This window comes from Streptomyces sp. NPDC002156, assembly GCF_053593675.1.
In genome coordinates, this window is record NZ_JBSFDA010000001.1 from 77,986 (window position 1) to 104,126 (window position 26,141).

Here is a 26,141-nt window from a genome sequence, read left to right on the forward strand (position 1 = left end):
CGCTTCTGCTCGGGTTGGATTCAACAGCACCGACGCCGCTGCAACCGAGGTTATGACCTCATCCCGTCGCATCCACCAACGCCAGCTCGTGCAGCCGTTCCGGTGGGCCCGGGCGGGCGTAGTACCAGCCCTGGGCGGTGTCGCAGCCGAGTATGCGGAGTTGTTCGGCCTGGGCGCCTGTTTCCACTCCCTCGACCGTCACCGCGAGGTTCAGGCTGTGGGCCAGGGAGACGATTCCCTCGACGATCTTGAGGTCGACGGGGTCCGCCGGGAACTGCTGCATGCCCTGGGTGAAGGAGCGGTCCAGTTTGAGGATGCTCACCGGGAGGCGGCGCAGGTTGGCGAGGTTCGAGTAGCCGGTGCCGAAGTCGTCCAGGGCGATGTCTACACCCATTTCCGCGAGGCGGCGCAGGGGTTTGAGGAGGTCGTCGTCGGCGCCGATCAGCGCCGACTCCGTCACCTCCAGGCACAGCACCTCGGGTTCCAGACCCGCGCGTTCGAGGATGTCCACCGTGTCCTGGACGAGGCCGGGGTGGGTGAGCTGGCAGGGGGACAGGTTGACGTTGATTCGGAGAGGACCGCCTGCCGGGTGGCCTCCGTAGCGTTCCTGCCAGTCGCGGGCCTGGCGCACCGACTGTTCCAGGACCCAGCGGCCCAGCGGGACGATCAGGCCGGTGTGTTCGGCGAGCGGGATGAAGCGGTCGGGGCCGAGGACTCCGTGCTGCGGATGCAGCCAGCGCACCAGGGCCTCGGCGCCACGGACACTGCCGTCGCCGAGGTTGACCAGTGGCTGGTACTCGATGAAGAACTCGTTCCGGTCCAGCGCGGCCGGCAGCGCCGTCGTCAGGCCGTGACGCGTGATCGCCTTCAAGTCGGCCTCGGGGTCGGCGAGTTCGAAGCGGTTGCCGCCCGCCGACTTGGCCCGGTACATGGTGATGTCGGCGCTTCGGAGCACCTCCGCCGGGCCGCGCTCCCCCGCCGGGCCCTCGACGATGCCGATGCTGCCGCGCACGGTCAGCTCACGGCCGTCGACGCTGACCGGGGCGATCAGCGCGTGCATGATGCGGGCGGCGAGTTCGTCGACCTCGGCCTCGGTGTCGGGGCCGGTGGTGAGCGCCACGAACTCGTCGCCGCCCAGCCGGGCCACCATCTCGCCCGGCGCGGTCGCACAGGACTGCAGCCGGTCGGCGACCTCGACGAGCAGCCGGTCGCCGGCCGCGTGGCCGAGGCTGTCGTTGATGGTCTTGAAGCCGTCGAGGTCGAGGTAGCACAGGCCGAAGCGCTGGCCCTCGCCCGCCGTCACGGCCTTCTCCAGGCGTTCGAAGAACAGCGTGCGGTTGGGCAGCCCGGTGAGCGCGTCGTGCGTGGCCTCGTAGCGCAGCCGGAGGTTGAGGAGCCGGCGCTCGGTGGTGTCCTCCATCAGAGCGAGCTGGTACTGCGGCCGGCCGTCGGCGTCCCGGAGGAGGGAGACCGTGAGGTTGGTCCACAGGACCGTTCCGTCGGGGCGGTAGAACGCCTTCTCGGCGTGGTAGTGCTCGCGCTCGCCCTGGACGAGTTCCTCGTACAGCTTCCAGACCTGGGGGCCGTCGTCCGGGTGGGTCCACTCCGTGACCCTGCGGCCCCGTACGGTCTGCTCCGAGCCGCCGAACATGCGTTGCAGCGCGCCGTTGATCTGCAGGATGTTGCCGTCGAGGTCCGCGATGGCGATGCCTATCGCCGCGCCCTCGAAGACCGCGCGGAAGCGGGCCTCACTGTCGTGCAGCGCCTCGGCGACCGTGCTGCGCGCGCTCTGCGCGGCCCACGCGATCGCCTCCTGCTCGGCCAGCGTCCGGTCGCGCAGCGCGCCGGCGTACCCGGCGGCCATCGCGTGCTGGAGCCTCGACGAACGGTTGCGCAGATCCTCCTGCGGGCCGTCCTCACCGCAGTACAGCACCAGATAGGCGTCCACGCAGTCGAGCGAGCGGCTGAGCGCCTCGGGGTCGGTGCAGTGCGCGGCGACCAGCGCGGCGCCGACCGCCCGGCCCTCCTCGGCGTCGAACGTCCTGGCCCGCAGCGCCTCGCTCAACCGCCCGGCGAGCGGCAGGAGTTGCTCCTCGAACTCCGGCCGGGTGAGCGACGTGGAGGTCACCTGGTACACCGACCGGCTCCAGATGGTCACGAACCGGCGCAGTCTGTCCTGGGGCCCGTCCGGCTCCGCGGTCACGCCGTACGCCCCACGCCGGCGAATCCGGAGAAGGAGTACGCGTCCTCGTCCTCCGGTGCCGTCTCCGGCCGCCAGTGCGGCATCGGCACCAGTCCCGGTTCCACCATGTCGTACCCCTCGAAGAACCGCGCGATCGAGTCGCGCGAGCGCATGACCAGCGGGTTGCGAATGTCCTTGTATACGTCGACCGCGCCCTCGGCCCGCTCCGGCGGCAACGGGATTCCCTCGTACGAGGCATGCGACAGGACGAGCAGGCTGCCGGGCGCGAGCGCGTCGCGCAGCTCGGCGACCGCCGCGTACGGGTCGTCCATGTCTTCCACGAAGTGCAGTATGGCAACGAGAAGCAGGGCCACTGGCCGGTTCTGGTCGATCAGACCCCGTACCTGTGGGCTGTCCAGGATCTCCCGGGGCTTGCGCAGATCGGCCGCGAGGACGTCCGCGCGCTCGTCACCGGCGAGGACCGCCTGGCTGTGTGCGACGGCAACGGGGTCGTGGTCGACGTACATCACCCGGGCCTCCGGGCTGACCGCCCGCGCCACTTCGTGGACGCTGCCGAAGGTGGGAATGCCGGAGCCGATGTCGAGGAACTGGGTGATGCCCTCGGCGGCCGCGAATCGAACGGCCCGGCGCATGAACGCACGGTTCGCCTGCATGATCTTCGGAAGTCCCGGCATGAACTCCATGGCCCGGCGGGCCGCTTCCCGGTCGACCTCGAAGTTGTGCGAACCGCCCAGGTAGAAGTCGTAGATCCGGGAGACGCTCGGCACCGAGATGTCGATGCCCCGGGGGGCCCAGGCGGGACGCTCCATCTATCTCTCTCCAAGGAGTTGGCAGGCGTTGGCGCTCCAGTGTTCGAGCTGAGGTTACTGATCGCCTGCCAAAGGAGCGAGCGGAAACGGAAATTGACCATCCGTTCCCGGTCACTGCCTGCGGCACGTGCCGAATTGACGTACCGCGAACTCACTGCCGAACTCTCTACGAAATGTATCCGGAGCATTCCATAGAGTTCCCAAGCGTTACGAACAGTGGCCGCCGACTCCCGTGGAAATACGGCGAGTCGGGGACGATTCCCCGGCAAATCGCCCTGCCTGTCGACGCGTTGCGGAGTCGCCGAGTTGTCGCGCAGTCACGGACATGCCGAAGCGACCTGCTCCCTTCACGCCACACGGACTGTGCGGTGCGAAGGAAGCAGGCCCGGAGAAGAAGTCGGCTTCTGCTGCTGCCGGTTACTACTCGTTCGGCGCGCCGACGAGCTTGCCGTCGGGTGCCACGGCGTACCAAGTGCCGCCGACGCCCTGGCCGTTGGTGTCGCCGGGCTCCTTGTCGTTGATGAAGGTGTAGATGGGCGAGCAGTTGACCGTCATCTGCTTGGCGCCGTTGTCGGGCCGGGTGAAGCTCATCAGGCCCTTCTTCTGGACACCCTTGGTGTCGTTGACCTCGACCGGTGCGACGACCGGCCACTTCTCGAGGCAGGCGCCGACACAGGCGGAGACGGGCTTCGGCCAGGCCTCGTCCTTGATGAAGCGGTAGACCGTCATGCCGTTCTTGTCGACGACGATCTCACCGAGCTTGGGGTCGTTGCGGGTGGACAGGCCGGGCAGCGAGGCCAGCGTGGCCTTCTTGCCGTCGGGAGCGAGGCCGTACCACTTGCCGCCCACGCCCTGGCCCTTGATGTCACCGGCCGCGGTGTCCTTGGCGTAGTAGTAGGCGGGCCAGCCGCCGACCGTCAGCTGCTTGGTGCCGTCGGCGCGGGTCACCTCGCCGAGCAGCGCTGCATCGATACCGGCACCGGCCGTGACATCGTCCGCCGGAACCGGCGGCCAGGCAGTGGCGCAGTCGCCGTCACAGTTGGACTTCGGCGGTTCGGCCGTGTCCGCGTCGAAGCGGTAGATCGTACGGCCGGCACTGCTGGCCAGCACCTTGCCGATCTCCGCGCTCGCGACCACGTTCAGCTGGCCCGCCGCGGCGGAGTCGCCCGCGGCGGCCTGCTCGCCATTGGCATTCGCACCGGTGTCGGTACCCGTACCGGTGCCTGTACCCGTGCCTGTACCGGTACCCGTGCCGGCCACGGTTCCGACGCCACCGGCGGCGGCGGGTGCCGCCGCGCCGACGTTCTGGCTGCTCGTGTCGGTGGCCTTGTCCTGACCGCACGCCGTCGTAAGCGCCAGCACGGCCGCAGCTGACGCTACGAGTGAGGCGCTCCGCCAGGAGGTCTTCATAATGAAACTCCCCGTAATCGTTAGGGTGTTGCGACGCCCTGCTGGGCCGCCGCACGGTCCTAGGTACGGGCGGGGATGGTCACTGTGTTCAACCACTGCACAAATTTCTTTCCGATCCCTGTGGCCCCACCCGTCACTGCCGGCACACCGTCATCCGTCACACCTCGTACACGAGGACGGATCGCAGGCCACAGCTAGAACGCCTGATCCAAACCGCGGCACGACATATGTCACTCGTTCGGGGCAATCTCCTCGCGCTCCCGCGCGCGCGGGAGCGCCCAGCGCACATGATCTTCGTCGTGTATGGACCCACACGGACCCGATTCGCCCTCGCCATACGGGTGTTGGCGCTGTTGGCACTGACCTGGCTGCTCGTCGGCGTGCCGATCGGCACGGCCGGCGCGACGACCTGTGTCTCCGTCGCCACCGATCAGGGCGGCGGCACATCGGTGACGGTCACCGGGAACGGCGCCACGGTCACGGTCGGCACCGGCGTCCCGGACGCCACCGGAGACGGAGACGGCTGGTCGGTCGAGGCGGGCAACGGCGGTGCGGCGGTCACCGGAAACGGTACGGCGGTGGTCGTCGGCACCGGCTCCTGGTGCCCGACCCCGACACCACCGCCGCCCTGCCCGACCCCGACGCCCACACCCACGCCGTCACCGACCCCCACACCGACTCCGCCGCCCACACCCACGCCCACGAAGGAGCCGCCGCCACCGCCGAAGCCGAGTCCCACGCCCACCCCGACACCGACCCCGAAGCCCACTCCCCCGCAGAAGCCGACACCGGTACCGGAGCCGAAGCCACCGGCCGTTCCGCCCGCCCCGGCTCCGCCGCCGCCTCCCGCGCCGGCGCCCACCCCCTCGTACACACCGACGCGCACCCCGAAGCCGAGCCCGAGCCCGAGTCCGACGGCGTCACCGACGACGGTGAGTTATCCGCCGTACCACGTGTCCGCCCGCAAACGGACCGTCCGCAGCGGCCCGTCGCTCGTCTCGTTCACGTTGCTCGTCACCCTGCCCGCACTGATCGCCGTCATCGCACTGCGTCCGCGCTGACCTCTTGGAGGCATCCCCTTGTCGGAATGGCTTGTTCTCGCCCTCGCGATCGCGGCCGCGTGCGCGGTCGTCGTCGTCATCACCGTCGTACGGGATCGCAGGGCCCCGGAGGACGAGGATCCGTCCGACACCCCGGACGTGATCGAGTACATGACGATGTGGATCGGTGTGGTCTACGCCATCGTGCTGGGCCTGGCCATCGCCGGTGTCTGGGAGGCCCGCGGCGTCGCCCAGGACCATGTGTCGACCGAGGCGCACGCGCTGCACGAGATCTCCGAGCGCGTCCGGGTCTATCCGCCCGACGTCCGTGACCGCATTCGGGACGATGTCAACGCCTATGTCGGACACGTCGTCAAGACCGAGTGGAAGGAGATGTCCGACAACGGCAAGGTGACCGAGCGCGGCGACCAGCTGCTGGACCGCATCCGCGCCGACGTCACGGACTACGAACCGAAGACGGACTTCCAGGCACAGGCCTACCAGCCGCTCCTGGACCAGGTGACCACGGCGGACCAGGCCCGTACGGCCCGCGCCGACTCGACCGGGCCGACCATGCCGGGCGTCGTGTGGTTCGGTCTGATCGCGGGAGGCATGATCACGGTCGGCATGATCTTCGCCCTCCAGATCCGCCGCACACCCCGCGAGATGATCCTCGCCGGGCTGTTCTCCACCCTGATCGCGTTCCTGCTCTTCCTCATCTGGGACTTCGACGCGCCCTACAGCCGTGGCATCACCGCCACGGCGGATCCGTTCCTGACGCTCTTTCCGGGCGCGGACCGCTGAGACCGTCCCCGGATGACCGCTCGCGACCGGTGGGGACCGGCTGACGGTTCCTCACCGGCCGCGGCCGCGGGAGACACCCGCCACGCGCGCGTGTCCCCCGACTCGCTCAACGGAGTCCCCTGACCGGCCCACATCCGTGCCCCATTCGCACGACACCGATCGCGCGTACGCACACGTGTTCCTAGCGTTTCGGTCATCGAGGTGCATTTCTGGCGCGAACGGTATGGCGCGAGCGGAAAAGGTCCGCAGCTGCTCCTCGGGGACCCGGAGGACTCACATGCGCGCGATACGCGTCGCCTCGGCCGCACTGCTGGGCGTCACCACCCTCACCCTCGCCTCGCCCGCCGCCCACGCGGCCGTCTCGGACAACAGCGTCACGTCGTTCGGGTTCAGTGTCGTGCCCTCGACCGTCGCGGCGGGCGGACAAGTCACCCTGCGCGTGGACAACTGCAACGACGACACCCGGGTGTCCTCCGGTGTCTTCGACCCGGTCACCATCCCCAAGGGCCAGTCTTCGGTGACGACGAAGGTCGACTGGGACGCCGAACCGGGGGCCGCGTACCGGGTGACGTTCACCTGCGGCGGCGAGAACGGCCACACCGACCTCACCATCGCCGGCGGCAACTCCGGCAACCCGACGCACTACCCCGTGCCGATCCAGCGGGGTGTGCACGCGGGCGAGGGCGGCAGTGTCGCCGGCTTCGACCTCAAGGAGATCGGCCTCGGAGCGGCGCTCATCGCGGGGTCGCTGGCGGTGGCGTACCACTTCTCCCGCCGCGGTACGGGCGACGACAGCGCCTGACCCGCCGGCACCCGCACAGCCCTTCGCCCCGGATACCCGTCAGGGTCCGGGGCGAAGGGCTGTCGACGTGCGGTCCACGCTCCGAAGGGGATGAGCGTCAGATCCGGTTCTCGGACCGGCGGCGCATCCAGAACACACCACCACCGACGAGCGCGGCGGCCACAAGACCGCCACCGATCGCCATGTCGGTCGGCGTGGCCCCGGTGGAAGTGCTGCCGCCGAGACCGCCCCGGACACCACCGATGACCGTGAAGACACTGGTGAAGGTCTTCGACCTGTTCTCACAGTTGGTGGTGACGCTGTACGAACCCGCGGTGGCGTTCGAGTTGACGGTCACCGTCGCAGTCGCCGTGTTGCCGCCCATCGACTTCAGCTTGGTCGCCGGGAAGGCGTTCGAGCTGACGGTGCTGCCCTGCATGGTGCAGGCGGAACCGTTGACCGTGAGGACCAGCTGGCCGCCCGGCGCGATGACGCTCGGTGCGGCGGTGACGCTGGTCGGCTGGTCCCAGGCCGAGGCAGCCGGGGCGGCGAGCCCCACCGCGGCAGCCGTGGCGGCAGACACCACCAGGGCACGAGTAGTACGCATGTTGAACCTCCGCGGAAGGCGCCCCGGGACCCGTCCCCGGTCGATCGGCGAGAAAACGCCTCCCAGACGAACCCTCAGATGCCGTGCGCGCAGCCGCATTTCGGGAATGGTCCGTCCTGGTGAGGGGACACGCCGGGCAATGACCGCACAATCAGATATTGCCGCAGGTCACGGACCGTCAGAAAAATACTTTTCCCCGCGACCCGGATGGCTCACGAACACGTCACGGACGACACAGGCGCCACCCGTTCGCTGCTGCCCCGTCGCCGGTTTCCCGCCGGGCACTTAGCGTTCTCATATGCGCGATTGACCCGGCGACGGCCGGGTCGAGAGGGGATGGCGAATGTCTGCGTCCGAGCTGGCGGAAGAGGAGGAGCGGCGGAAGAAGCGCGCTCCGTGGGGCGTGATAGCGCTTGTTCTGCTGACCGGCCTCGCTCTCATTCGGAATGGTTCGGGAGAGTTCGACGTGGGCCCGCCGCAGCCCGCGTCGGCGGCGGCAGCGGACAGCCGCCTCCCGGGCGGCACCTTCTCCAGCGCCCCGGCCGCACTGCCGTACTCCGTGGTCGACCGGGTGCGGATCCCGGCGATCCAGGTCGACGCGCCGGTGCTGCCGGTGGGTCTGGACGCGGCCGGGTGGGTGGACGCCCCGCCGGCGGAGGACCCGAATCTGGCGGGCTGGTTCACCGGTGCCGTGTCGCCCGGCGAGAAGGGCACCGCGGTGGTCGTCGGCCATGTCGACAACAAACAGGGCCCCGCCGTGTTCTACGGACTCGGGGCCCTCAAGAAGGGACATCGCGTCGAGGTCCAGCGCCAGGACGGAAAAGTGGCCGTCTTCGAGATCTACGGCATCGAGGTCTTCGAAAAGGACAACTTCCCCGGCGACCGTGTCTACGGCAGCAGGAACACCCCGGAATTGCGGGTCATCACCTGCGGAGGCGGTTTCTCCAAGCAGAACGGCTACAACGGAAACGTCGTCGTTTTCGCCCGCCTGGTCGAGGTCCGCTGAGCGTTCCCCGACCGGGCGGGCGAAAGCCCGTGTCCAGTGACTCCGGTGATTCCGTTACGTGTAATGCCGCGTCGGTACGGTGATGTGGTAGCCGGAATCCAGCAGTTCCGGCAGATAGTCGCGCAGCGCCCGGACGCTCTGCGAGCGGTCGCCGCCCGCGTCGTGGGAGAGCACCACGACCCCCGGGGCGGCGCCGCGCTCGACCCGGTCGACGATGGTGCCGGCGCCCGGGGCCATCCAGTCGAGGGTGTCGACGGTCCAGGCGAGGGGTTCCATGCCGAGGTCGGCGCCGATCTGGAAGGCGGCCCGGTTCCAGGCGCCGTAAGGGGCGCGGAACCAGACGGGCGCCTCGCCGCAGGCGTCCTGGACGACCTCGCTGGTGCGCTCCATCTGCCAGCGGATCTTGCCGCGCGTGAGGCGGGTGAGCAGCGGGTGGGACCAGGTGTGGTTGCCGACGACGTGTCCGTCCTCGGTCATCTCGGCGAGCAGGTCCTTGTTGTGGACGGCCATCTCCCCGCACACGAAGAACATCGCGCGGACGTCGTGCTCGCGCAGGGTCCGCAGGATGTCCGGGGTGTAGCGGGGGTCGGGGCCGTCGTCGAAGGTCAGCACCATGGTGCGGCCACGTCCGGACACCCGTAGCAGGGGCTCGTGGCGGACCAGGGTGCGCCCGTGGGCGGCGGCGGGCGGCGGGCCGTAACCGGTGAGGGGCTCCAGGCGGTACGCGGAGGGCTTGAGCGCGCGGTGCGCCGGGGGGCCGGCGGCGGGGGCGGCGGGCTTGGCGGCCGGGGTCCCGTCCGGGCCCGCGGTGAGCAGCGCGGCCGTACCGGCCGCTCCCACGGCGGCGACCCCGCCGATCGTCAACACCCGGCGCCGTGTGATCAACTGATCCTTCGTCATGACTCATGAGTCGCCCGGTACGGTCCCGACGCCCCGCATCGACACCGGTGCGGCGGCAGGAAAGCACCCGCCTGGACCAGTACGCGCCGATCAGACCCTCCCCCGCGTCTCCTGCGGGCCCAGGGCGCCCGATAGCCTCGCGGTGTGACGGAAGAGCAGCACTCAGCCCGGTCAGGGCACCAGTTCGAGCGGGGCACGGACGGTCCGAAGGTCATCGTGGTCGGCGTCGACGGCTCCGACTCCTCGCTCCGCGCCGCCGCCTACGCCGCGGGACTGGCCCGGCGCCAGCACGCGCTGCTCGCCCTGGTGTACGTCCAGCCGGTGATGGCGGCGGGCGCCGCGTTCGGGGCTCCGGTGGCGGAGACGACGGACCAGATCGCCGAGGACCTCATCGCACAGATTCGCGAGGGCACCGAACAGGTCAAGGGGATCTTCGACGTCCGCTGGGAGTTCCACACGTTCCGCGGGGACCCGTACACCGGGATGGTGAAGGCCGCCGACGATCTCAAGGCGGACGCGGTGGTCGTCGGCGCGTCCGAGCAGGCGGGCCACCGGATCATCGGCTCGGTCGCGATCCGGCTGGTGAAGGCGGGCCGCTGGCCGGTGACGGTCGTGCCGTAGCGGTGGTCCCGGGCGCCCCCGCCCCGTCGTCGGACCGGCCGGTGACTGCTGGGATGAGGAATGCGCCGTTCAGACCGTTCGTCGCACCGTTCGTCGACGGGTCCGACCGTCCGCCGCACACTCCGGTCCGCTCTCTGTCCCGAATCGGGACCTTGCGATGCCATACGGCCATGACGGCCGGAACCACCATCACCCACGGGACGACGACCGCCGAGCACGAGCTGGCCGCGCTGCAGCGCGAGCACGGCCGACCGCTCTTCGCCCTGCTGCTGCGCCTGTGCGACGGCGACCGGCAGCGCGCCGAGGACCTGGTGCAGGAGACCCTCGTACGCGCCTGGCAGCACCCCGAGGCGCTGCGCGCCGACGACTTCGAGTCCGTACGGCCCTGGCTGATGACCGTGGGGCGGCGGCTCGCCATCGACGCGCGGCGGGCCCGGCAGGCGCGGCCCGCCGAGGTCGGGGACGCGATCCTGGAGAACGCGCGGGTGTGTGCCGATCACGCGGAACGGTCCGCGGCGACCCTCGATGTGCGGGAGGCTGTGAAGACACTCACTCCCGAGCATCGTGAAGTCCTGGTGCTCGTGTACTTCCAGGGGGCGAGTGTGGCGGAGGCCGCCACGGCGCTGGGTATCCCGCCCGGTACGGTGAAGTCTCGCGCGTATTACGCGCTGCGCGCCCTGCGCCGAGTCCTGCCGGGTTATGCGGCCGACCTGCGGTGAAACCAATGGTCGAGTCAAACCTCGGTAAAGCGCCTTGCTGAGGACCATGGTTGAGCCATCAGCTGTCTTCATCCGTGTTCCGGACTGGCACCAGTCCCGGATGCCCGGGGTCGGGCGACGCGCACGCACCGGAGGAAGGCAGGAAGGGATGCTGCACAGAGGTCAAGAGAGCACGGACGGCGCCGGCGGGGGCGAACTCACCGTCCCCATGGCCTGGTTGTACGCCGAGTACATCGCCGACGAGCTGCTGCGGACGGGCGACCTGATGCCGCCCACGTCCTTCGAGTTCCGCGCGGGTCGGGACGCGCTGGCACTCACCATCTTCCTCTCCGACACCAGCGGGGAACTCTCGGGCATCCGGGTCATCACGCAACTGGAGAAGTGGCTTTCGCTCACGGCGTACGACCAGCCCTGGCAGGACTGGGTCCGCGAACGTATGTCCAGGTTGGCGGCCGACGCACTCGACTCGGGGGCGCCGGCACCGGACTTGGACCTTGCCGCCGCCGCCTGGCGCTGGCTGGAGGAGACCGAGCTGCTCGCCCCGGACCTGGACGCCGTTCCAGGAGGTGGGCCCGTACTCGGTGAGGACGACGGACCGAAGGTGTGGACCCCGGCCTGGCGGCTCGGACTGCCGCTGGGGCATCTGGCGATCCATCTTTTCTAAATCAGACCAATCCGCGGGCCCCACCGCTCCGAACACCTAAGGTCTCGATTCGGTATGGGGCTTGAGTGATTCCGCGATCCGGTGCGTACCGGTGGGAGCAACACCACCCCACCCGTACCATCGGCACGAGGATTCGGCATGAGGTCCCTGGAACGGCATCGCGACGTCGGCGCATACGCGCTCGGCGTGCTCGACGAGGCGGAGGCCTTCCGCTTCGAGGACCACCTCATGGAGTGCCCCCAGTGCGCGGTCCAAGTGACCGAATTCGGCTCCGCCACACGGCAGTTGCTGCTGTACAAGCGGGCCACGCCGCGCTCCGTGCACCCCATGGCCCAACCCGGTCCCAGGCTTCTGGACCGGCTGCTCGGTGAGGTCGCGACCCGGCAGCGGGCCGGGCGGCGGCGCTGGCTGTTCGCCGTGGCCGCCGCGGTGGTCTTCGCCGTGGCCGGGCCCGGTATCGCGATCATGGCGGGCGGCGACGACGCGGACCGGACGCAGAAGGTCGAGGCGACCGACGAGCGGTCGGGCGTCTGGGCACAGGTCACCAGTGAGAACACGGTCTGGGGGAGCCAGATCGAACTGAAGGTGAAGGATGGGGCCGGGCCCCGCGCGTGTCATCTTGTCGCTGTTTCGGACGATGGCACGGAGGAGACGCTGACGAACTGGAACGTGCCCGAGCATGACGCTCGCGCCAGCACCATGATGGGGGCGTCTACTTTTCATCCTGACCAGATCGATCGGTATGAGTTGCGTACGACCGATGGGTTGCATCTGGTCACGCTTGACGCGCCGTGAGGTCTCGTACTTCGGGTGCTGCGCCGTTGTGGCTGGTCGCGCAGTTCCCCGCGCCCCTGCGTGCGCCCCTGCGGGGCGCTACTTCAGGAGGCGTGACATGCGGCGGTCCGCCAAGGGTTTGCCGCCTGTTTGGCACGTTGGGCAGTACTGGAGTGATGAGTCGCTGAAGGAGACCTCTCGGACTGTGTCGCCGCAGATCGGGCAGGGTTCGCCGGTTCGGCCATGGACTTTGAGGCCGGTTTTCTTTTCCGCCTTCAGGCGGCCGGCCGCCAGGCCGCGGGAGCGTTCGATCGCCTCGGTCAGGGTTTTGCGCAGGGCCTCGTACAGCCGCCCGTTCTCCTCGGGTGTGAGTGAGGCGGCCAGTTTGAACGGGGACATTCGCGCGGCGTGCAGGATCTCGTCGCTGTAGGCGTTCCCCACCCCCGCGATCAGGCTCTGGTCGCGCAGCGCGCCCTTGAGCTGGCGCCGCTCCCCCGCCAGCAGACCGGCCAGCCGCGCCTCGTCGAAGTCGTCGGCCAGCGGGTCGGGGCCGAGGCGGGCCACGCCGGGTACCTCCTGCGGATCGTGTACGACGTACACCGCGAGCCGTTTCTGCGTGCCGGCCTCGGTGAGGTCGAAGCCCTCCCCCGTCTCCAGGGCGACACGCAGTGCGAGCGGGCCCTTTCCGGGTTTCGGCGGGCCGTCCGGGAGGCGGTCACGCCAGTGCAGCCAGCCCGCGCGGGCCAGGTGGGTCACGAAGTGCGGGCCGCCGTCGGTGGCCAGGTCGAGGAACTTGCCGTGCCGGTGCACGGCGGTGACCTCGCGGCCCTCGAGGGCGGTGAGCGGTGGGTCGTACGTCTTCAGGACGCTGATCGCGACGGGCAGCACTCGGACCACCTCGTGGCCCACGAGCCGTTCGGTCAGGAAGTCCCTGAGCGCCTCGACCTCGGGAAGTTCCGGCATAGGTCCAGGGTGCCACCGCCCGCCCGGGTGCTCAGCTCCTGGGCGGCACCGCGAACTCGCACCACACGACCTTGCCGCCGCCGCGCGCCTCCACTCCCCAGGTGTCGGAGAGGAGGTCGACCAGGAGCAGACCGCGCCCGGAGACCCCGGATTCGCCTGCATCCCGGCGGCGCGGCAGGGCGCTGGAGGAGTCCTCGACCTCGACGCGCAGCCTGCGTTCGGGGGCGGTCAGCACGCGCAGGGTGACGATCGCCGGGCCCTCGGTGTGCATCAGGGCGTTGGTGATCAGCTCGTCCGCGATCAGTTCGACCTCGTCGGCGCGCTCGCGGGCGCCCCAGGCCCGGACGGCGGCGCCGATCATGTGCCGGGCCTCGCTCAGCGCGTCGGGGTCGGCCTGCGCGACGTGCTGCTGGAGCCGCCCGCCGGACTGTACGGCGGCCAGGCCCCGGCGGCGCAGGAGCAGCAGGGCCACGTCGTCGTCGCCGCCCCGCTCGTCGGCCACCTCGATAAGGCGGTCGGCCAGTTCCCAGGCGCTCTCGGGGCCTGCGGCGATGAGCGCCTTGAGGGTCCGCATCCCGTCGTCGAGGTCGGCGCCGGGCTCCTCGATGAGCCCGTCGGTGCACAGCACCAGGGTCTCGCCGGGCTCCAGTTCGAGGATGGCCACCGGGTAGGCGAGGCGTCCGAACTCGGCGGAGAGGCCGAGCGGCAGCCCGCCGTCGACCGGGACGCGCCGGCAGGTGCCGTCGGCGCTTCGCACCAGCGGGTCGAGATGGCCGGCTCGGACCACCTGGACCACCCCGGTGGCCAGGTCGGCCTCCGCGTACAGACAGGTCGCGAAGCGGTCGGTGTCGAGTTCGTCGAGGAACACGGAGGCGCGGGCCATCACCGTGGCGGGCGGGTGCCCCTCGGCCGCGTAGGCCTTCAGGACGATCCGCAGCTGGCCCATGACGGCCGCGGCGTGCGTGTCGTGGCCCTGGACGTCCCCGATGACCGCGCCGACCCGGCCGCCCGGCAGCGGGATCACGTCGTACCAGTCACCGCCGATGTCACGGCCGAGCTGGCCGCCGGAGGAGGCGGCGCGGTAGCGGACGGCGATGTCGGCGCCGGGCACGCTGGGGATGGTGCGCGGCAGCATGGCCTGCTGGAGGCCCTGGGCGAGGTCCTTCTCCTGCTCGTAGAGCATGGCCCGCTGGAGGCACTGCGCGATGCTGGTGCCGAGCGCGACGAGGACGGCCCGGTCCTCCGCCGAGAAGCCGTAGCGGTCGTTGTAGAGCAGACCCATCGCGCCGATCGGCCGGGCCTGCGCGATGAGGGGCAGGTAGGCGGCCGAGGTGACCTTCAGGTCGATGAGATGCGGCCACAGGACCGGGTACCCGGCCGCGAACTCCTCCGGCGACTCGATGAACCTCGGGCTGAGGGTCCGTACGACGTCGCCCATCGGGTAGGGCTCGTCGATCCGCGTGATGCGGGTGCCGGGCACGGAGGCGCCCGCCGGGCCCTCGGCGACCAGGCGGATCCGGCCGGCCTCCACCAGGCCCATGACGAGGCTGGCGGCGCCGAGGTGGGGGACGCCGGGCGAGTTCGTGAGGACGTCGATGACGTCCTCCACGGTGCGGGCGTGCGCGAGGGCCGCGGTGATGACCTGCACGACGTTGATCTGGCGGCGCCTGACCTCGTCCTTGGCGGCCTGTTCGGTACGGGTCTGGCTGTCCCGCAGCTCCTGCGTGGCGTCGCGGACGATGCCGATGACCCGGCGCGGGCGGCCCGTCTCGTCACGGCGGATGTAGCCCTGGGTGTGGGTCCACTGGAGGCCGCCGTCGCGGCGGCGGAGGCGGAAGTAGACGCCGTAGTTCTCGCTGCCGTCCTTCATGGCCTCGGAGACCACGGAGTCGATCCGGAGGCCCTCCATCCGGGGCACTCGCACACCCAGGCTCTCGGGGTGGCCGTCGTATTCGTCGGGGCGCAGGTCGAAGATCTCGTGTGCCAACGCGTCCATGTGGAACAGACCGGCGTCCAGGTCCCAGTCGAACGTCCCCATACGGTTGAGCGCCAGAATCGGATCCGGGTGGGCGGGCCAGTCGTCCGGGAGTGACAGGGCGCTCGCTCCCCGATCAGCCATGGGGCCACCTTGCCAGTGTTTGGCTGATTCTTCGACTTGTCCGACGTCTTTCGTCGGGCATCGTTCACTCGCCGACACCCTCGCAGGGGTCGTACGGGGCATACGAACCGTATGCGGTGCTTGTCTCGTCGGGAATCAAGCCGCCGCCGTCGGGGAGGTCGGGGATCTCCGGGACGGTGTCGGGGCCGATCTCGTCGCAGCCGTCCTGGGCCGTGCCGAAGCCGAGGTCGTCCGGGGACACGACCTCCTCGCCGGGCGGGTCGCCCTCCCAGCCGCCGACGAGCAGGGCTGCCGAGAGTGCACAGGCGGTGACAAGGGTTCGGTGCATTCCCCATTGTCTGCGTCACCCACTCGGCGCACGCAAGCCGAGACGGTCACCCAGCGTCACAATGGAGGAGAGAAGAAAGGGGTCCGCGTGGAGTGGTTCACCGCATCCGAGTACTGGCTGAGCCGTGTGCTCCTCCAGCGGGGCCTGGCCTGCGTCTATCTGGTCGCGTTCCTCGGCGCGGCCCTCCAGTTCCGGGCGCTCATCGGCGAGCGGGGCATGCTTCCGGTCCCCCGGCTGGTCGCCCATGTGCCGTTCCGGCAGGCACCGAGCGTGTTCCAACTCCACTACTCCGACCGCTTCTTCGCCGTCTGGGCCTGGACGGGGTGTGCGGTGTCGGTGGCGCTGCTCGCCGGGCTGGACGCGCGACTCCCGCTCTGGGCGGGCATGTTGCTGTGGCTGCTGCCGTGGGCGATGTATCTGTCGATCGTCAACGTCGGCCAGACCTGGTACGGCTTCGGATGGGAGTCCCTGCTCCTCGAAGTCGGCTTCCTCGCCGTGTTCCTGGGCAACGACGAGGTCGCGCCGCCGGTGGTGGTGCTGTTCCTGCTGCGCTGGATCCTGTTCCGGGTGGAGTTCGGCGCCGGTCTGATCAAGATGCGCGGCGACGCGTGCTGGCGGAAGCTGACCTGTCTCGACTTCCACCACGAGACACAGCCGATGCCGGGCCCGCTGAGCTGGTTCTTCCACCACCTCCCGAGGCCGGTGCACCGCATCGAGACAGCGGCGAACCATGTCACCCAACTCGCCGTCCCTGTCCTCCTGTTCACCCCACAACCCGTGGCGACGGCGGCAGCGTCCCTGATGATCGTCACCCAGCTGTGGCTGGTTCTGTCGGGCAACTTCGCCTGGCTGAACTGGCTCACGATCGTGCTGGCCCTGTCGGCGGTACGCCTCCCGGACACGGCACCGACATCCGTCCCGGACACCCCGCTCTGGTACGAGATCGTGGTCCTTTCCATCGCCACGGCACTGCTGAGCCTCAGTTACCGCCCGGTCCGCAACATGATCTCGCGCCGCCAGGTCATGAACCGCTCCTTCGACCCGCTCCACCTGGTCAACACCTACGGCGCCTTCGGCAGCGTCAACCGCATCCGGTACGAGGTGGTCGTCGAGGGCACAGCCGACGCCGTACCGCGCGAGGAATCCGACTGGCGGGAGTACGAGTTCAAGGGCAAGCCGGGTCAACCGGGGCGCTGGCCACGCCAGTTCGCGCCCTACCATCTGCGGCTCGACTGGATGATGTGGTTCGCCGCGCTGTCGCCCGCGTACGCCGCATCGTGGTTCGGCCCGATGACCGAACGCCTCCTGGAGAACGACCGCGACACACTCCGCCTGCTGCGCCACTCCCCGTTCCCGCCGGACGCGCCCCCGCGCTATGTCCGCGCTCGCCTCTTCCGCTACCGGTACACGACCTGGCGGGAGCTGCGGGCGACGGGAGCCTGCTGGGAGCGGGTGTACGTACGGGAGTTCATGCCGCCGACGCGGCTGGTCTCCGGGCCGGCTCAGAGGCCGTAGACGCGGCTCGCGGTGTGCGTGAAGACCTGCTCGCGTTCGCCCGTGTCGAGGGATGCGGTCAACTCCTCGGCCAGGGAGATGACTTGGCCGTACGTCGCCGCGAGCGTGCACACCGGCCAGTCCGAGCCGAACATCAGCCGGTCCGGCCCGAAGGCGTCCAGGGCCGTCTCGGCGTACGGGCGCAGGTCGTCCAGGGTCCAGGCCGTGGGGTCGGCCTCGGTGACCAGGCCGGAGAGTTTGCCGACCGTGTTGGGCAGGGCGGCCAGGGAGCGCAGGTCCGACGCCCAGGGTTCCAGGGCTCCGGAGACGATCGGCGGCTTGCCCAAGTGGTCGAGGACGAAGGTGAGTTGAGGCAGCGCCTCGGCCGCCTTCACGCACGCGGGCAGCTGGTGCGGGAGGACGACCAGGTCGTACACCAGGCCCGCTTCGGCGACGGCGGCAAGGCCTCGGCGTACGTCCGGGCGCAGCAGCCACTCCGGATCCGGCTCGCCCTGGACCTGGTGGCGGATGCCCTTCAGGTAGGCGCCGCCTGGGAGTTCACGCAGCCTCGCCAACTCGTCGGCGATGTCGGTCCGGGTCAGGTCGGTCCAGCCGACGACGCCCGCGATCAGCTCCTGCTCCGCCGCGAGTGCCAGGAACTCCGGGGTCTCCTCGGGCACGGTGATCGTCTGGACGAGGATCGTGCGGTCGACTCCGGCCGCGTGGGCCTCCGGCGCGAGGTCCGCCGTGGTGAAGTCCCGCCGCAGTGGGCTGCCTTCGGCGATCCAGTCCTGGTCCCGGACCGACAGATCCCACACGTGGTGGTGCGCGTCCACGACCGTCACGGCAGCTCCCATACGACCGGCAGGCCGGCGTCCGCGCCTTCGTCGGAGTAGTCGTGCACCACGTCGAGGAGTTCGGCCATCCGGGCCTGCCAGGCCACGTTGACCGGCAGTTTCTCCAGCTCGGCGAGGAGAAGGGCGTAGTCCTCGCACTCCAGGACGTGGAAGAGGTCGGTGCCGCTGCGCCAGATCGTCCAGGAGGTGGCGCCGGAGGCACGGATCGCGTCGGTCAGTTCGACGGGGACCTCGCGGTGGGCGGCGTCGTACTCGGCGACGCGGTCGGCGCGGACCTTGGTGTGCAGGGCGACTCTCATGACGGCTCCTCGGTGGTCAGGAGCCCGGTGACACGCAGTTCCTGCCAGCAGGCGGGAGGTACCGGGGTCGCGAACTGGGCGGCGGCGTCCTGGACTTCGGCCACCGAGCGGGCGCCCACGAGCACACTCGCGACGGCCGGGTGGGCCGCGCAAAAGGCGAGAGCGGCGGCCCGCAGGGTGATGCCGTGCCGCTCGGCGATCTCCCGTATGCGCAGGGCCCGTTGCAGCAAGTCCCCAGGTGCTTCGGCGTAGTTGTAGGTGGCTCCCGGCTTCGGGTCCGCCAGCAGACCGGAGTTGAAGGCGCCCCCGATCACCACGGAGACGCCTCGTTCGACGGCGGCGGGCAGGAGGTCGGCGAGGGCGCTCTGATCGAGCAGGGTGTAGCGCCCCGCGCACAGCACCACATCGACGTCCGTGTCGCGGACGAAACGCGTGAGCATCGCCGTCTGGTTCATCCCGGCGCCGATCGCACCGACCACACCCTCCGAGCGGAGCTTCTCCAGGGCCGGATAGCCCTCGTGGAAGGCCTGTTCGGCGTGGTCGTCGGGGTCGTGGAGGTAGACGACGTCCACCCGGTCGAGGCCGAGGCGTTCGAGGCTGGCCTCCAGGGTGCGGCGTACGCCGTCGCCGCTGAAGTCCCAGACGCGGCGCAGGGTGGCGGGGACCGCGAAGCCGTTGGCGAGGTCGTCGCCGCCCTCCTGGGCGGGCTCCAGTCGGCGTCCGACCTTCGTGGAGACCGTGAACTCCGCGCGGGGGTAGGCGCTCAGGGCCTGGCCCAGGCGGCGTTCGGACAGGCCGAGGCCGTAGTGCGGGGCGGTGTCGAAGTAGCGGATGCCGGACTCCCAGGCGGCGGCCACGGCCGCGTGCGCCTGCTCTTCGGTCACCTCCGTGAAGAGGTTGCCGATGACGGCGCCGCCGAAGCCGAGCCCGCTGACCGGGACGCCGCTGCCGCCGAGCGTGCTCACTGGCCCACCGGCCGCAGCCTGAGGCCCTGCATGCCGCCGTCGACGGCGAGGGACGTGCCGGTGGTGGCGCCGGACAGGGGGCTCGCCAAGTAGGCGATGGCGCCCGCGACTTCGGCGGCCGAGACCAGCCGGCCGCTGGGCTGACGGGCCTCCAGTGCGGCGCGTTCGGCGGCCGGGTCGGGGGCCGCGTCGAGGAGGCGGCCGACCCACGGGGTGTCGGCGGTGCCAGGGTTGACGCAGTTCACGCGGACGCCCTCGCGGATGTGGTCGGCGGCCATGGCGAGGGTCAGGGAGTACACGGCGCCCTTGGTCGCGCTGTACAGGGCGCGCTGCGGCAGGCCGGCCGTGGCCGCGATCGAGCAGGTGTTCACGATGGCGGCGTGCGCCGAGTTCCGCAGATGCGGCAGCGCGGCACGGGCCACGCGGACCATGCCGACCACGTTGACGTCGAAGACGCGGTGCCACTGCTCGTCGTCGTTGTCCTCGACGGTGCCCTGGGCGCCGATACCGGCGTTGTTGACGAGGATGTCGAGACCGCCGAGTTCGGCGACGGCGCCAGCCACCGCGTCCCGTACGGAGATGTCGTCCGTGACGTCGGCCCGATACCCGAACAGCGGCTTCTCGACCGACGACGGGTCCAGGTCGAGGACCGCGACCTGTGCGCCACGCGCCGCCAGCAGCTCCGCGGCGGCCCGGCCGATGCCGGACGCACCGCCCGTGACCAGCGCCTTGAGACCCTCGAAGTCGGTCATGCGGCCTGCCCCTTCTCCTTCGCCAGGTCGGCGGCCCAGAAGGTGCCGCCGGGGAACGTGAACTCCGCGATGGACTCCGGCCGCATGGTCGCGGAGAAGCCCGGCGCGGTCGGTGCCCGGTAATGACCTTGCCCGATCACCACGGGGTCGAGGAAGTGGCCGTGCAGATGATCGACGTACTCGATGACCCGGTTCTCTGTCGTGCCGGCCAGGGCGACGTAGTCGAACATCGACAGGTGCTGGACGAGTTCGCACAGGCCGACGCCGCCCGCGTGCGGGCAGACGGGGACGCCGAACTTGGCCGCGAGCAGCAGGATGGCGAGGTTCTCGTTGACGCCGCCGACGCGGGCCGCGTCGATCTGCACGACGTCGATGGCGTCGGCCTGGAGGAGCTGCTTGAAGACGACCCGGTTCTGGACGTGTTCGCCGGTGGCGACCTTGACGGGGGCCACGGCCCGGCGGATCGCGGCGTGACCGAGGATGTCGTCGGGGCTGGTGGGTTCCTCGATCCAGTAGGGGTCGAACTCGGCGAGCGCCTTGGTCCAGCGGATCGCCTCGTCGACGTCCCAGCGCTGGTTGGCGTCGATCGCCATGCGAATGTCCGGCCCGACGACGGATCGGGCGACGCGGCAGCGCCGCACGTCGTCATCAAGGTCCGCCCCGACCTTGAGCTTGATCTGGGTGAACCCGTCGGCGACGGCCTCGGCGGCGAGCCGGGTGAGCTTCTCGTCGTCGTAGCCGAGCCAGCCGGCGGAGGTGGTGTAGGCGGGGAAGCCCTTCGCCAGCAGGTCGGCCGTACGTTCGACCGCACCCTCGCGGCCCCGGCCCAGCAGGTCGAGGGCCTCCTCGGGGGTGAGCGCGTCGGTGAGATACCGGAAGTCGATCTGCCGGACGAGCCACTCGGGCTCGGCCTCGGCGAGCAACTGCCACAGCGGCTGACCAGCCCGTTTCGCAGCAAGATCCCACACGGCGTTGACGACGGCACCGATCGCCATGTGCATCACGCCCTTCTCGGGTCCGAGCCAGCGCAGCTGGCTGTCGCCGATCAGGTCGCGATTCAGGGTGCCCGGGTCCGCACACAACTCGTCGACGGACCGGCCGACCACATGCCCGCGCAGCGCGTCGATCGCGGCGACCTGGACCTCGTTGCCCCGCCCGATGGTGAAGGTGAACCCATGCCCCTCGTGCCCATCGACCGCGTCGGTACGCAGCACGACATAGGCCGCCGAATAGTCGGGATCAGGATTCATCGCGTCGGAGCCGTCCAGCTCGCGCGAGGTGGGGAAGCGGATGTCGTAGGTATCGACCGCGATGACGCGGGCGGGGGTCGGTGACACGGAAGGCCTTTCGGTCAGGGGGTACGGGATGTCTCTATGCCGGGTGAGGTAAGGCGCCCCCTAAGGGGCGCGGGGAACTGCGCGACAAGCCCCCACCGGGCCGCAGACGACGAACAACAGATCCAGCCGAGCTCTTGGCCATCAGTCCTGAGCACGTCCAGTCGTCACACGCGCGATCATGAGCGCAACCAGGATGATTCCCCCATAGATCGCCTGAATCCAGAACGACGGCACCTGAGCCAAGGTCAACAGGTTCTGCACAACCCCCAGCAACAACACCCCGGTCAACGCCCCGAACATCGTCCCCTTGCCGCCATCGAGACTGATCCCCCCGATGACAGCAGCCGCGAACACGGTGAAGATCATGTTGTTGCCCTGGTTCGCACTGATCGCCCCGACATACCCCGTCTGCATGATCCCGCCGACGGAGGCAAGAACACCGGCGACGACAAACACCCCGAGCATCACCCGCTCGACCCGGATACCAGCGGCGCGCGCCGCATCCGCGTTGCCACCGATCGCGTACAACGCGCGCCCGACGCGGTGGTACCTCAACACAAGCCCGGCAACGGCGAAGCACGCCCCGGCCACCCACACCGACATCGGCACACTGAGGAACGTGGTGGTGGCGAGAGAGTAGAAGGAGTCGGGCATGCCGAACAGGGTCTTGCCCTTGGTCGCACCGACCAGCAGTCCGCGCAGCACGATCAGCATCGCGAGCGTCACGATGAACGCGTTCAGCTTGAACTTGACGACGAGGATGCCGTTGAACGCTCCAACGACACCTCCGGCGACGAGGATCGCCAACAGGGCCAGTACGGCGGGGAATTCGGTCCCCCACCCGGACTGCGCGACCGGCAGCACGAGCAGCGCGCCGACGGCCGGGGCGATGCCGACGACCGACTCCAGGGAGAGGTCGAACTTGCCGGTGATGAGGACGAGCGACTCGGCGAGCACGACCATCGCGAGGGCGGCGGAGGCACCGAGGATCGAGATCAGGTTGCGCTCGGTGAGGAACGAGTCGTTGACCACCGTACCGAGCACCATGAGCAGCAACAGGGCCGGTACGAGGGCGAGTTCGCGGGCGCGGCGGAGGAGTACCGTCTTGGCCGAGCGCGGGTCCGGGGCCCGTAGGGGGGCGAGCGGCGGGGCCTTCGTATCAGCCATGGTCCACTCCTTCGATGGAGGCGATCAGCTCGTGGTCGTGCCAGCCCGCCGGGTGCTCGGCGACGACGCGGCCGTGGAAGAGGACGAGAACCCGGTCGCAGCGGCGCAGGTCGTCGAGTTCGTCGGAGACGACCAGGACGGCGGTGCCGTCCTCGCGGGCGCTGTCCATGCGGGCGAGGAGGGACTCCTTGGACTTCACGTCGACGCCCGCGGTGGGGTTGATGAGGACGAGCAGTTTCGGGTCGGAGGCGAGGGCGCGGGCCATGACGACCTTCTGCGCGTTGCCGCCGGACAGGTCGGAGACGGGCTGGTCGGGGCCCTCGGTGTGGATGTCGAGGCGTTCGATGAGGGCGGTGGCGAAGCCGCGTTTGCGGTCGCCGGAGACGAACCCGTACCGGCCGAGGCGCCGCAGGACGCTCATGGTGGCGTTGTCGCCGACGGTCATGCCGGAGACCAGCCCCTGTTCGTGCCGGTCGCGCGGGACGCAGGCGACGCCCGCTGTCAGCGCCGCCTGCACATCCCCGAACGGCAGCCGCCCGCCGTCGACTTGAGCCGTTCCGCCGGTCGGTGTGTACAGTCCGGCGAAGGACTCGGCCAACTCGATCTTCCCGCTCCCACTGGACCCGGCGAGCCCGACGACCTCACCGCGGCGCACGGTCAGGTCGATGTTCTCGTACGCCGGTGAGGTGAGCCCTTCGGCGGCCAGCAGCACCGGCGCCCCGGCCTCAACTCCCTTGGGGGTGAAGGCCTGTTCGGCGATGGTCTCCCCCGCCATGGCCTCCACGAGGGCCGTGCGCGGGAGGTCGGCGACGGGGGCGGTGGTGATCCAGCGGGCGTCCCGCAGGACGGTCACCGTCTGGCACACCTCGTACACCTCCTGGAGGTGGTGCGAGATGAACAGGAAGGTGACGCCGGAGTCCTGGAGTGCGCGCATCCGGGTGAAGAGCCGGTCGATCTCCCGGCTGTCGAGCTGGGCGGTCGGTTCGTCGAGAACGATGAAGCGGGCACCGAAGCTCAACGCCCGCGCGATCTCGACCATTTGGCGGTCCTCCACCTTGAGGTCCGCGGTGCGAGCCTCCGGGTCGACGTGCACATCCCAGGTGTCGAGGAGTTCGGCGGCCTCGGTGCGCAGCCGACGCCAGCTGATGACTCCGCCACGACCCGTCGGCTGCCGGTTGATGAAGAGGTTCTCGGCGACCGTCAACTCGGGGACCACGGTGGGCTTCTGGTAGACGCAGGCCACCTTGGAGCGCCAGGCGTCGCGGTCGGCGAGCGGAGGCGAGGGCTGGCCGTCGAAGCGGACCGTACCCTCGTCGGGCGCCTGAAGGCCGGTGAGGATGGTGACCAGGGTGGACTTTCCGGCGCCGTTGCGGCCGACGAGGGCGTGCGACTCACCTGCCAGGACGGTGAGTCGACCGTCCTGGAGTGCGGTGGTGGGGCCGTACCGCTTGGTGATGCCGCGCGCCTCGACGAGCGGCACGAGAGGGGGGTCCGGGTTCTCCCGTGGTTGGCTGCTCATCCGACCGTGTTGCCCCAGAGCGCGGCGTCGTCGACGTTCTCCTTGGTGACCAGGGGTGCGGGCAGCTGGTCCTCCAGGATGCCGCTGGGCAGCTTGACGATCGTGGAGTCGTGGTCCGTCGGGCCCGGCTCGAAGGTCTTCCCCGCCATCGCCGCCTTGATGTAGTACATGCCGTACTTGGCGTAGAGGTCGGCGGGCTGGGAGACGGTCGCGTCGATCTCGCCCTTGCGGATGGCGTCGAACTCCTGCGGGATGCCGTCGTTCGAGACGATCGCGATGTGCCCGGCCTGGCCCGTCTTCTTCAGCATCCCCTTGGACTTCAGGGTCTGGAGGGTGGGCGCGAGATAGACGCCGCCGGCCTGCATGTAGATGCCCTTGATGTCCGGGTTGGCGTTGAGGAGCGTGTCGAGCTTGGAGGCGGCCGTATCGGACTCCCACTTGGCCGGTATCTCCAGCACCTTCAGCTTGGGGAACTTCTCCTTCACACAGGCCCGGAACGCCTCCGACCGGTCCCGCCCGTTGACCGAGGCCAGATCGCCCATGATCTGCACGACCTTGCCGGACGTGATGTGCTCGCCGAGGTACTGGCAGGCCTTCTCGCCGTACGCGACGTTGTTGGCGCGTACGACCATGGCGACCTTGCCCTTCTCGGGCGCCACGTCGACGGCTACGACGGGCACGCCCTTGCGCTCGGCCTGGTCGAGGCCCGCCTCGATGGCGGCGCTGTCGAGGGGCGCGACGACGAGCCCCTTCACTCCCTGGTTGAGCTGGTTGTTGATGTCGGTGATCTGCTGCGAGGGGTCGCTGTTGGAGTTGACGGTCTTCAGCACGTCGACTCCTTCGGTCTTGGCCATCTTCGGCACGTAGTCGTTGTACGACTGCCAGAACGGCGAGGTCAGCAGCGGCAGGATCACGCCGACCTTGCCCGTCCCGTCGCCGTCACTGCCGCCCGAGGCGACGGAGTCCTTGGTACTGCCGCAGGCGCTGAGCACCAGGCCGGTACAGGCGGCCAGGGCCACCGCACCGAGCACCCGCGCCCTGCCCCGCTTCTCCCGCCGCGTCTCCCGCTTCCCCACTGTTCTGTCGAGCATCTGGCAGCTCCTCATCGAGCGTGATCGAGCAGATGCCCGCATATTTATCAGACCACTTCGGGGTTGGAACACCCCGCAGGGCCAATTTTCCTCGATTCTGACCGTAGTGGTCCGACCAACCTGCTGGTTAGACTGCGGCGCACCCGGCGACAGGAGGACACGGCATGGACGAGATCCCGGCCGGCAGCACTGAGGCGGCCCCGCAGAAGGGCACGGTGACGCAGCGCGCCATCGAGCAGATCAAGGCGATGATCGGCGAGGGCCGGCTGGAACCGGGCCAGCGGCTGCCCACCGAGCGTGATCTGGCCGTCCGGTTGGGCATCTCGCGCAGCTCGATGCGGGAGGCGATCCGGGCGCTCACGGTGATGGGCGTGTTGGAGGCCCGGCACGGCTCGGGCATCTACGTGACCCAGCTGGAGGCAGGCGACCTGCTGGAGACCTTCGGTGTGGTCGCGGACCTCTCGCGGGGCCCGCGGCTGGTCGAGTTGCTGGAGGTCCGGCGCATCCTGGAGTCGACGGCGACCGCGCTGGCCGCCGCGCGGATCACCCCGGACCAGCTCGCGGAGGTGGAGAAGCACCTCACGGCGATGAACGCAACCGACGATCCCGAGGAGATCCTCGCCCACGACCTCGCCTTCCACCGCGAGATCGCCGGGGCGGCGGGCAACGACACGATGGCGGCGATTCTCGATGGCCTCTCCTCACGTACGTTCCGCGCCCGCGTCTGGCGGGGCTACCAGGAGGAAGGTGCGTTCGCGCGTACGCGCCGCGAGCACGCGGCGATCCACCGCGCGCTGGTCGCCCACGATCCGGAGGCGGCGCGGGCGGCGGCTGCGGCGCATGTGGGCGAGGTGGAGGAGTGGCTGCGGGCCCAGCTCGAAACGTGAGCCCAGGGCTCCGCTGGATGCGCGG

General features: G+C 69.9%; 26 protein-coding genes. 10 read left to right on the forward strand and 16 right to left on the reverse strand.

Annotation, left to right across the window (positions count from 1 at the left end; genetic code table 11):
- Window positions 1-58: 58 nt before the first annotated feature.
- The 3 genes from ACWCRB_RS00345 to ACWCRB_RS00355 all read right to left on the reverse strand — a co-directional run bounded on the left by ACWCRB_RS00345 (window position 59) and on the right by ACWCRB_RS00355 (window position 4,422).
- Window positions 59-2,203, reverse strand: a complete 2,145-nt coding sequence (locus tag ACWCRB_RS00345) for a putative bifunctional diguanylate cyclase/phosphodiesterase (RefSeq protein WP_450993850.1) — start codon at window positions 2,201-2,203, stop codon at window positions 59-61.
- Entirely contained in the window at window positions 2,200-3,012 is an 813-nt protein-coding gene (locus tag ACWCRB_RS00350; protein ID WP_450993851.1) for an SAM-dependent methyltransferase, read from the reverse strand. The genes ACWCRB_RS00345 and ACWCRB_RS00350 overlap by 4 nt, the downstream gene beginning before the upstream one ends.
- Before the next feature lie 420 nt (window positions 3,013-3,432).
- Window positions 3,433-4,422: an SCO0930 family lipoprotein gene (locus ACWCRB_RS00355; protein ID WP_450993852.1), complete on the reverse strand. Its 990-nt coding sequence runs from the start codon at window positions 4,420-4,422 to the stop codon at window positions 3,433-3,435.
- Window positions 4,423-4,709: 287 nt separating this feature from the next.
- Between ACWCRB_RS00355 and ACWCRB_RS00360 the strand changes: the two genes are divergently transcribed.
- The 3 genes from ACWCRB_RS00360 to ACWCRB_RS00370 all read left to right on the forward strand — a co-directional run bounded on the left by ACWCRB_RS00360 (window position 4,710) and on the right by ACWCRB_RS00370 (window position 7,068).
- The gene (locus tag ACWCRB_RS00360; protein WP_450993853.1) at window positions 4,710-5,483 is read left to right on the forward strand and encodes a hypothetical protein; all 774 of its coding nucleotides are present in this window, start codon (window positions 4,710-4,712) and stop codon (window positions 5,481-5,483) included.
- Between the two features lie 18 nt (window positions 5,484-5,501).
- Window positions 5,502-6,266, forward strand: coding sequence for a bestrophin-like domain (locus ACWCRB_RS00365; RefSeq protein ID WP_450993854.1), 765 nt, complete (start codon window positions 5,502-5,504; stop codon window positions 6,264-6,266).
- A gap of 277 nt (window positions 6,267-6,543) precedes the next feature.
- Window positions 6,544-7,068 (forward strand): hypothetical protein, encoded by a 525-nt coding sequence (locus ACWCRB_RS00370; RefSeq protein ID WP_450993855.1) that lies wholly within the window; start codon window positions 6,544-6,546, stop codon window positions 7,066-7,068.
- 97 nt (window positions 7,069-7,165) lie between these two features.
- Here the strand turns inward: ACWCRB_RS00370 and ACWCRB_RS00375 are convergent, their stop codons facing one another.
- Entirely contained in the window at window positions 7,166-7,654 is a 489-nt protein-coding gene (locus ACWCRB_RS00375) for a hypothetical protein (RefSeq protein ID WP_450993856.1), read from the reverse strand.
- A gap of 343 nt (window positions 7,655-7,997) precedes the next feature.
- Here ACWCRB_RS00375 and ACWCRB_RS00380 point away from each other — a divergent pair, with 343 nt between their 5' ends.
- Window positions 7,998-8,660: a class F sortase gene (locus ACWCRB_RS00380; RefSeq protein ID WP_450993857.1), complete on the forward strand. Its 663-nt coding sequence runs from the start codon at window positions 7,998-8,000 to the stop codon at window positions 8,658-8,660.
- 54 nt (window positions 8,661-8,714) lie between these two features.
- Here ACWCRB_RS00380 and ACWCRB_RS00385 read toward each other — a convergent pair whose 3' ends face one another.
- Complete coding sequence (locus tag ACWCRB_RS00385; protein ID WP_450993858.1) at window positions 8,715-9,560, reverse strand: polysaccharide deacetylase family protein; 846 nt, start codon at window positions 9,558-9,560, stop codon at window positions 8,715-8,717.
- 144 nt (window positions 9,561-9,704) lie between these two features.
- Between ACWCRB_RS00385 and ACWCRB_RS00390 the strand changes: the two genes are divergently transcribed.
- The 4 genes from ACWCRB_RS00390 to ACWCRB_RS00405 all read left to right on the forward strand — a co-directional run bounded on the left by ACWCRB_RS00390 (window position 9,705) and on the right by ACWCRB_RS00405 (window position 12,359).
- Complete coding sequence (locus tag ACWCRB_RS00390; protein WP_450993859.1) at window positions 9,705-10,181, forward strand: universal stress protein; 477 nt, start codon at window positions 9,705-9,707, stop codon at window positions 10,179-10,181.
- A 170-nt stretch (window positions 10,182-10,351) separates the two neighbouring features.
- Window positions 10,352-10,900: a sigma-70 family RNA polymerase sigma factor gene (locus tag ACWCRB_RS00395; RefSeq protein ID WP_369032198.1), complete on the forward strand. Its 549-nt coding sequence runs from the start codon at window positions 10,352-10,354 to the stop codon at window positions 10,898-10,900.
- Between the two features lie 148 nt (window positions 10,901-11,048).
- Complete coding sequence (locus ACWCRB_RS00400) at window positions 11,049-11,564, forward strand: hypothetical protein (protein ID WP_235472915.1); 516 nt, start codon at window positions 11,049-11,051, stop codon at window positions 11,562-11,564.
- A 138-nt stretch (window positions 11,565-11,702) separates the two neighbouring features.
- Complete coding sequence (locus tag ACWCRB_RS00405; protein WP_450993860.1) at window positions 11,703-12,359, forward strand: zf-HC2 domain-containing protein; 657 nt, start codon at window positions 11,703-11,705, stop codon at window positions 12,357-12,359.
- A gap of 78 nt (window positions 12,360-12,437) precedes the next feature.
- Here ACWCRB_RS00405 and ACWCRB_RS00410 read toward each other — a convergent pair whose 3' ends face one another.
- The 3 genes from ACWCRB_RS00410 to ACWCRB_RS00420 all read right to left on the reverse strand — a co-directional run bounded on the left by ACWCRB_RS00410 (window position 12,438) and on the right by ACWCRB_RS00420 (window position 15,748).
- Window positions 12,438-13,301, reverse strand: a complete 864-nt coding sequence (locus ACWCRB_RS00410; protein ID WP_450993861.1) for an Fpg/Nei family DNA glycosylase — start codon at window positions 13,299-13,301, stop codon at window positions 12,438-12,440.
- Window positions 13,302-13,332: 31 nt separating this feature from the next.
- Window positions 13,333-15,420, reverse strand: coding sequence for a SpoIIE family protein phosphatase (locus tag ACWCRB_RS00415; protein WP_450993862.1), 2,088 nt, complete (start codon window positions 15,418-15,420; stop codon window positions 13,333-13,335).
- A 64-nt stretch (window positions 15,421-15,484) separates the two neighbouring features.
- Window positions 15,485-15,748 (reverse strand): hypothetical protein, encoded by a 264-nt coding sequence (locus tag ACWCRB_RS00420; protein ID WP_450993863.1) that lies wholly within the window; start codon window positions 15,746-15,748, stop codon window positions 15,485-15,487.
- Window positions 15,749-15,835: 87 nt separating this feature from the next.
- On the opposite strand from ACWCRB_RS00420, the gene ACWCRB_RS00425 reads away from it, so the two are divergent.
- Window positions 15,836-17,263 carry a lipase maturation factor family protein gene (locus ACWCRB_RS00425; RefSeq protein WP_450993864.1) on the forward strand — a complete coding sequence of 476 codons (1,428 nt, stop codon included), beginning with the start codon at window positions 15,836-15,838 and terminating at the stop codon, window positions 17,261-17,263.
- Here the strand turns inward: ACWCRB_RS00425 and ACWCRB_RS00430 are convergent.
- The 8 genes from ACWCRB_RS00430 to ACWCRB_RS00465 all read right to left on the reverse strand — a co-directional run bounded on the left by ACWCRB_RS00430 (window position 17,251) and on the right by ACWCRB_RS00465 (window position 25,229).
- Window positions 17,251-18,099, reverse strand: coding sequence for an amidohydrolase family protein (locus ACWCRB_RS00430; RefSeq protein WP_450993865.1), 849 nt, complete (start codon window positions 18,097-18,099; stop codon window positions 17,251-17,253). The genes ACWCRB_RS00425 and ACWCRB_RS00430 overlap by 13 nt on opposite strands.
- A complete protein-coding gene (locus ACWCRB_RS00435) occupies window positions 18,084-18,398 on the reverse strand; it encodes an L-rhamnose mutarotase (RefSeq protein WP_450993866.1) in 315 nt (104 codons plus the stop codon). The genes ACWCRB_RS00430 and ACWCRB_RS00435 overlap by 16 nt, the downstream gene beginning before the upstream one ends.
- Window positions 18,395-19,363, reverse strand: coding sequence for an aldo/keto reductase (locus tag ACWCRB_RS00440; RefSeq protein WP_450993867.1), 969 nt, complete (start codon window positions 19,361-19,363; stop codon window positions 18,395-18,397). The genes ACWCRB_RS00435 and ACWCRB_RS00440 overlap by 4 nt, the downstream gene beginning before the upstream one ends.
- Window positions 19,360-20,115, reverse strand: a complete 756-nt coding sequence (locus tag ACWCRB_RS00445) for an SDR family NAD(P)-dependent oxidoreductase (RefSeq protein ID WP_450993868.1) — start codon at window positions 20,113-20,115, stop codon at window positions 19,360-19,362. Before ACWCRB_RS00445 ends, ACWCRB_RS00440 begins: the two co-directional genes overlap by 4 nt.
- Window positions 20,112-21,452 (reverse strand): L-fuconate dehydratase, encoded by a 1,341-nt coding sequence (locus ACWCRB_RS00450; RefSeq protein ID WP_450993869.1) that lies wholly within the window; start codon window positions 21,450-21,452, stop codon window positions 20,112-20,114. The genes ACWCRB_RS00445 and ACWCRB_RS00450 overlap by 4 nt, the downstream gene beginning before the upstream one ends.
- A 141-nt stretch (window positions 21,453-21,593) precedes the next feature.
- The gene (locus ACWCRB_RS00455) at window positions 21,594-22,619 is read right to left on the reverse strand and encodes an ABC transporter permease (protein WP_389350541.1); all 1,026 of its coding nucleotides are present in this window, start codon (window positions 22,617-22,619) and stop codon (window positions 21,594-21,596) included.
- Window positions 22,612-24,138 carry a sugar ABC transporter ATP-binding protein gene (locus ACWCRB_RS00460; RefSeq protein ID WP_450993870.1) on the reverse strand — a complete coding sequence of 509 codons (1,527 nt, stop codon included), beginning with the start codon at window positions 24,136-24,138 and terminating at the stop codon, window positions 22,612-22,614. The genes ACWCRB_RS00455 and ACWCRB_RS00460 overlap by 8 nt, the downstream gene beginning before the upstream one ends.
- Window positions 24,135-25,229: a sugar ABC transporter substrate-binding protein gene (locus ACWCRB_RS00465; RefSeq protein WP_450993871.1), complete on the reverse strand. Its 1,095-nt coding sequence runs from the start codon at window positions 25,227-25,229 to the stop codon at window positions 24,135-24,137. Before ACWCRB_RS00465 ends, ACWCRB_RS00460 begins: the two co-directional genes overlap by 4 nt.
- Window positions 25,230-25,393: 164 nt before the next feature.
- Between ACWCRB_RS00465 and ACWCRB_RS00470 the strand changes: the two genes are divergently transcribed.
- Window positions 25,394-26,116 (forward strand): FadR/GntR family transcriptional regulator, encoded by a 723-nt coding sequence (locus ACWCRB_RS00470; protein WP_450993872.1) that lies wholly within the window; start codon window positions 25,394-25,396, stop codon window positions 26,114-26,116.
- Window positions 26,117-26,141: the final 25 nt, after the last annotated feature.

Bases quoted from the DNA above. Each gene is read 5' to 3' on its own strand.
- ACWCRB_RS00350 (WP_450993851.1), bottom strand. From the start codon at position 3,012: ATGGAGCGTCCCGCCTGGGCCCCCCGGGGCATCGACATCTCGGTGCCG.
- ACWCRB_RS00355 (WP_450993852.1), bottom strand. From the start codon at position 4,422: ATGAAGACCTCCTGGCGGAGCGCCTCACTCGTAGCGTCAGCTGCGGCC.
- ACWCRB_RS00360 (WP_450993853.1), top strand. From the start codon at position 4,710: ATGATCTTCGTCGTGTATGGACCCACACGGACCCGATTCGCCCTCGCC.
- ACWCRB_RS00370 (WP_450993855.1), top strand. From the start codon at position 6,544: ATGCGCGCGATACGCGTCGCCTCGGCCGCACTGCTGGGCGTCACCACC.
- ACWCRB_RS00375 (WP_450993856.1), bottom strand. From the start codon at position 7,654: ATGCGTACTACTCGTGCCCTGGTGGTGTCTGCCGCCACGGCTGCCGCG.
- ACWCRB_RS00380 (WP_450993857.1), top strand. From the start codon at position 7,998: ATGTCTGCGTCCGAGCTGGCGGAAGAGGAGGAGCGGCGGAAGAAGCGC.
- ACWCRB_RS00385 (WP_450993858.1), bottom strand. From the start codon at position 9,560: ATGACGAAGGATCAGTTGATCACACGGCGCCGGGTGTTGACGATCGGC.
- ACWCRB_RS00395 (WP_369032198.1), top strand. From the start codon at position 10,352: ATGACGGCCGGAACCACCATCACCCACGGGACGACGACCGCCGAGCAC.
- ACWCRB_RS00400 (WP_235472915.1), top strand. From the start codon at position 11,049: ATGCTGCACAGAGGTCAAGAGAGCACGGACGGCGCCGGCGGGGGCGAA.
- ACWCRB_RS00405 (WP_450993860.1), top strand. From the start codon at position 11,703: ATGAGGTCCCTGGAACGGCATCGCGACGTCGGCGCATACGCGCTCGGC.
- ACWCRB_RS00410 (WP_450993861.1), bottom strand. From the start codon at position 13,301: ATGCCGGAACTTCCCGAGGTCGAGGCGCTCAGGGACTTCCTGACCGAA.
- ACWCRB_RS00415 (WP_450993862.1), bottom strand. From the start codon at position 15,420: ATGGCTGATCGGGGAGCGAGCGCCCTGTCACTCCCGGACGACTGGCCC.
- ACWCRB_RS00420 (WP_450993863.1), bottom strand. From the start codon at position 15,748: ATGCACCGAACCCTTGTCACCGCCTGTGCACTCTCGGCAGCCCTGCTC.
- ACWCRB_RS00430 (WP_450993865.1), bottom strand. From the start codon at position 18,099: ATGGGAGCTGCCGTGACGGTCGTGGACGCGCACCACCACGTGTGGGAT.
- ACWCRB_RS00435 (WP_450993866.1), bottom strand. From the start codon at position 18,398: ATGAGAGTCGCCCTGCACACCAAGGTCCGCGCCGACCGCGTCGCCGAG.
- ACWCRB_RS00445 (WP_450993868.1), bottom strand. From the start codon at position 20,115: ATGACCGACTTCGAGGGTCTCAAGGCGCTGGTCACGGGCGGTGCGTCC.
- ACWCRB_RS00455 (WP_389350541.1), bottom strand. From the start codon at position 22,619: ATGGCTGATACGAAGGCCCCGCCGCTCGCCCCCCTACGGGCCCCGGAC.
- ACWCRB_RS00460 (WP_450993870.1), bottom strand. From the start codon at position 24,138: ATGAGCAGCCAACCACGGGAGAACCCGGACCCCCCTCTCGTGCCGCTC.
- ACWCRB_RS00465 (WP_450993871.1), bottom strand. From the start codon at position 25,229: ATGCTCGACAGAACAGTGGGGAAGCGGGAGACGCGGCGGGAGAAGCGG.
- ACWCRB_RS00470 (WP_450993872.1), top strand. From the start codon at position 25,394: ATGGACGAGATCCCGGCCGGCAGCACTGAGGCGGCCCCGCAGAAGGGC.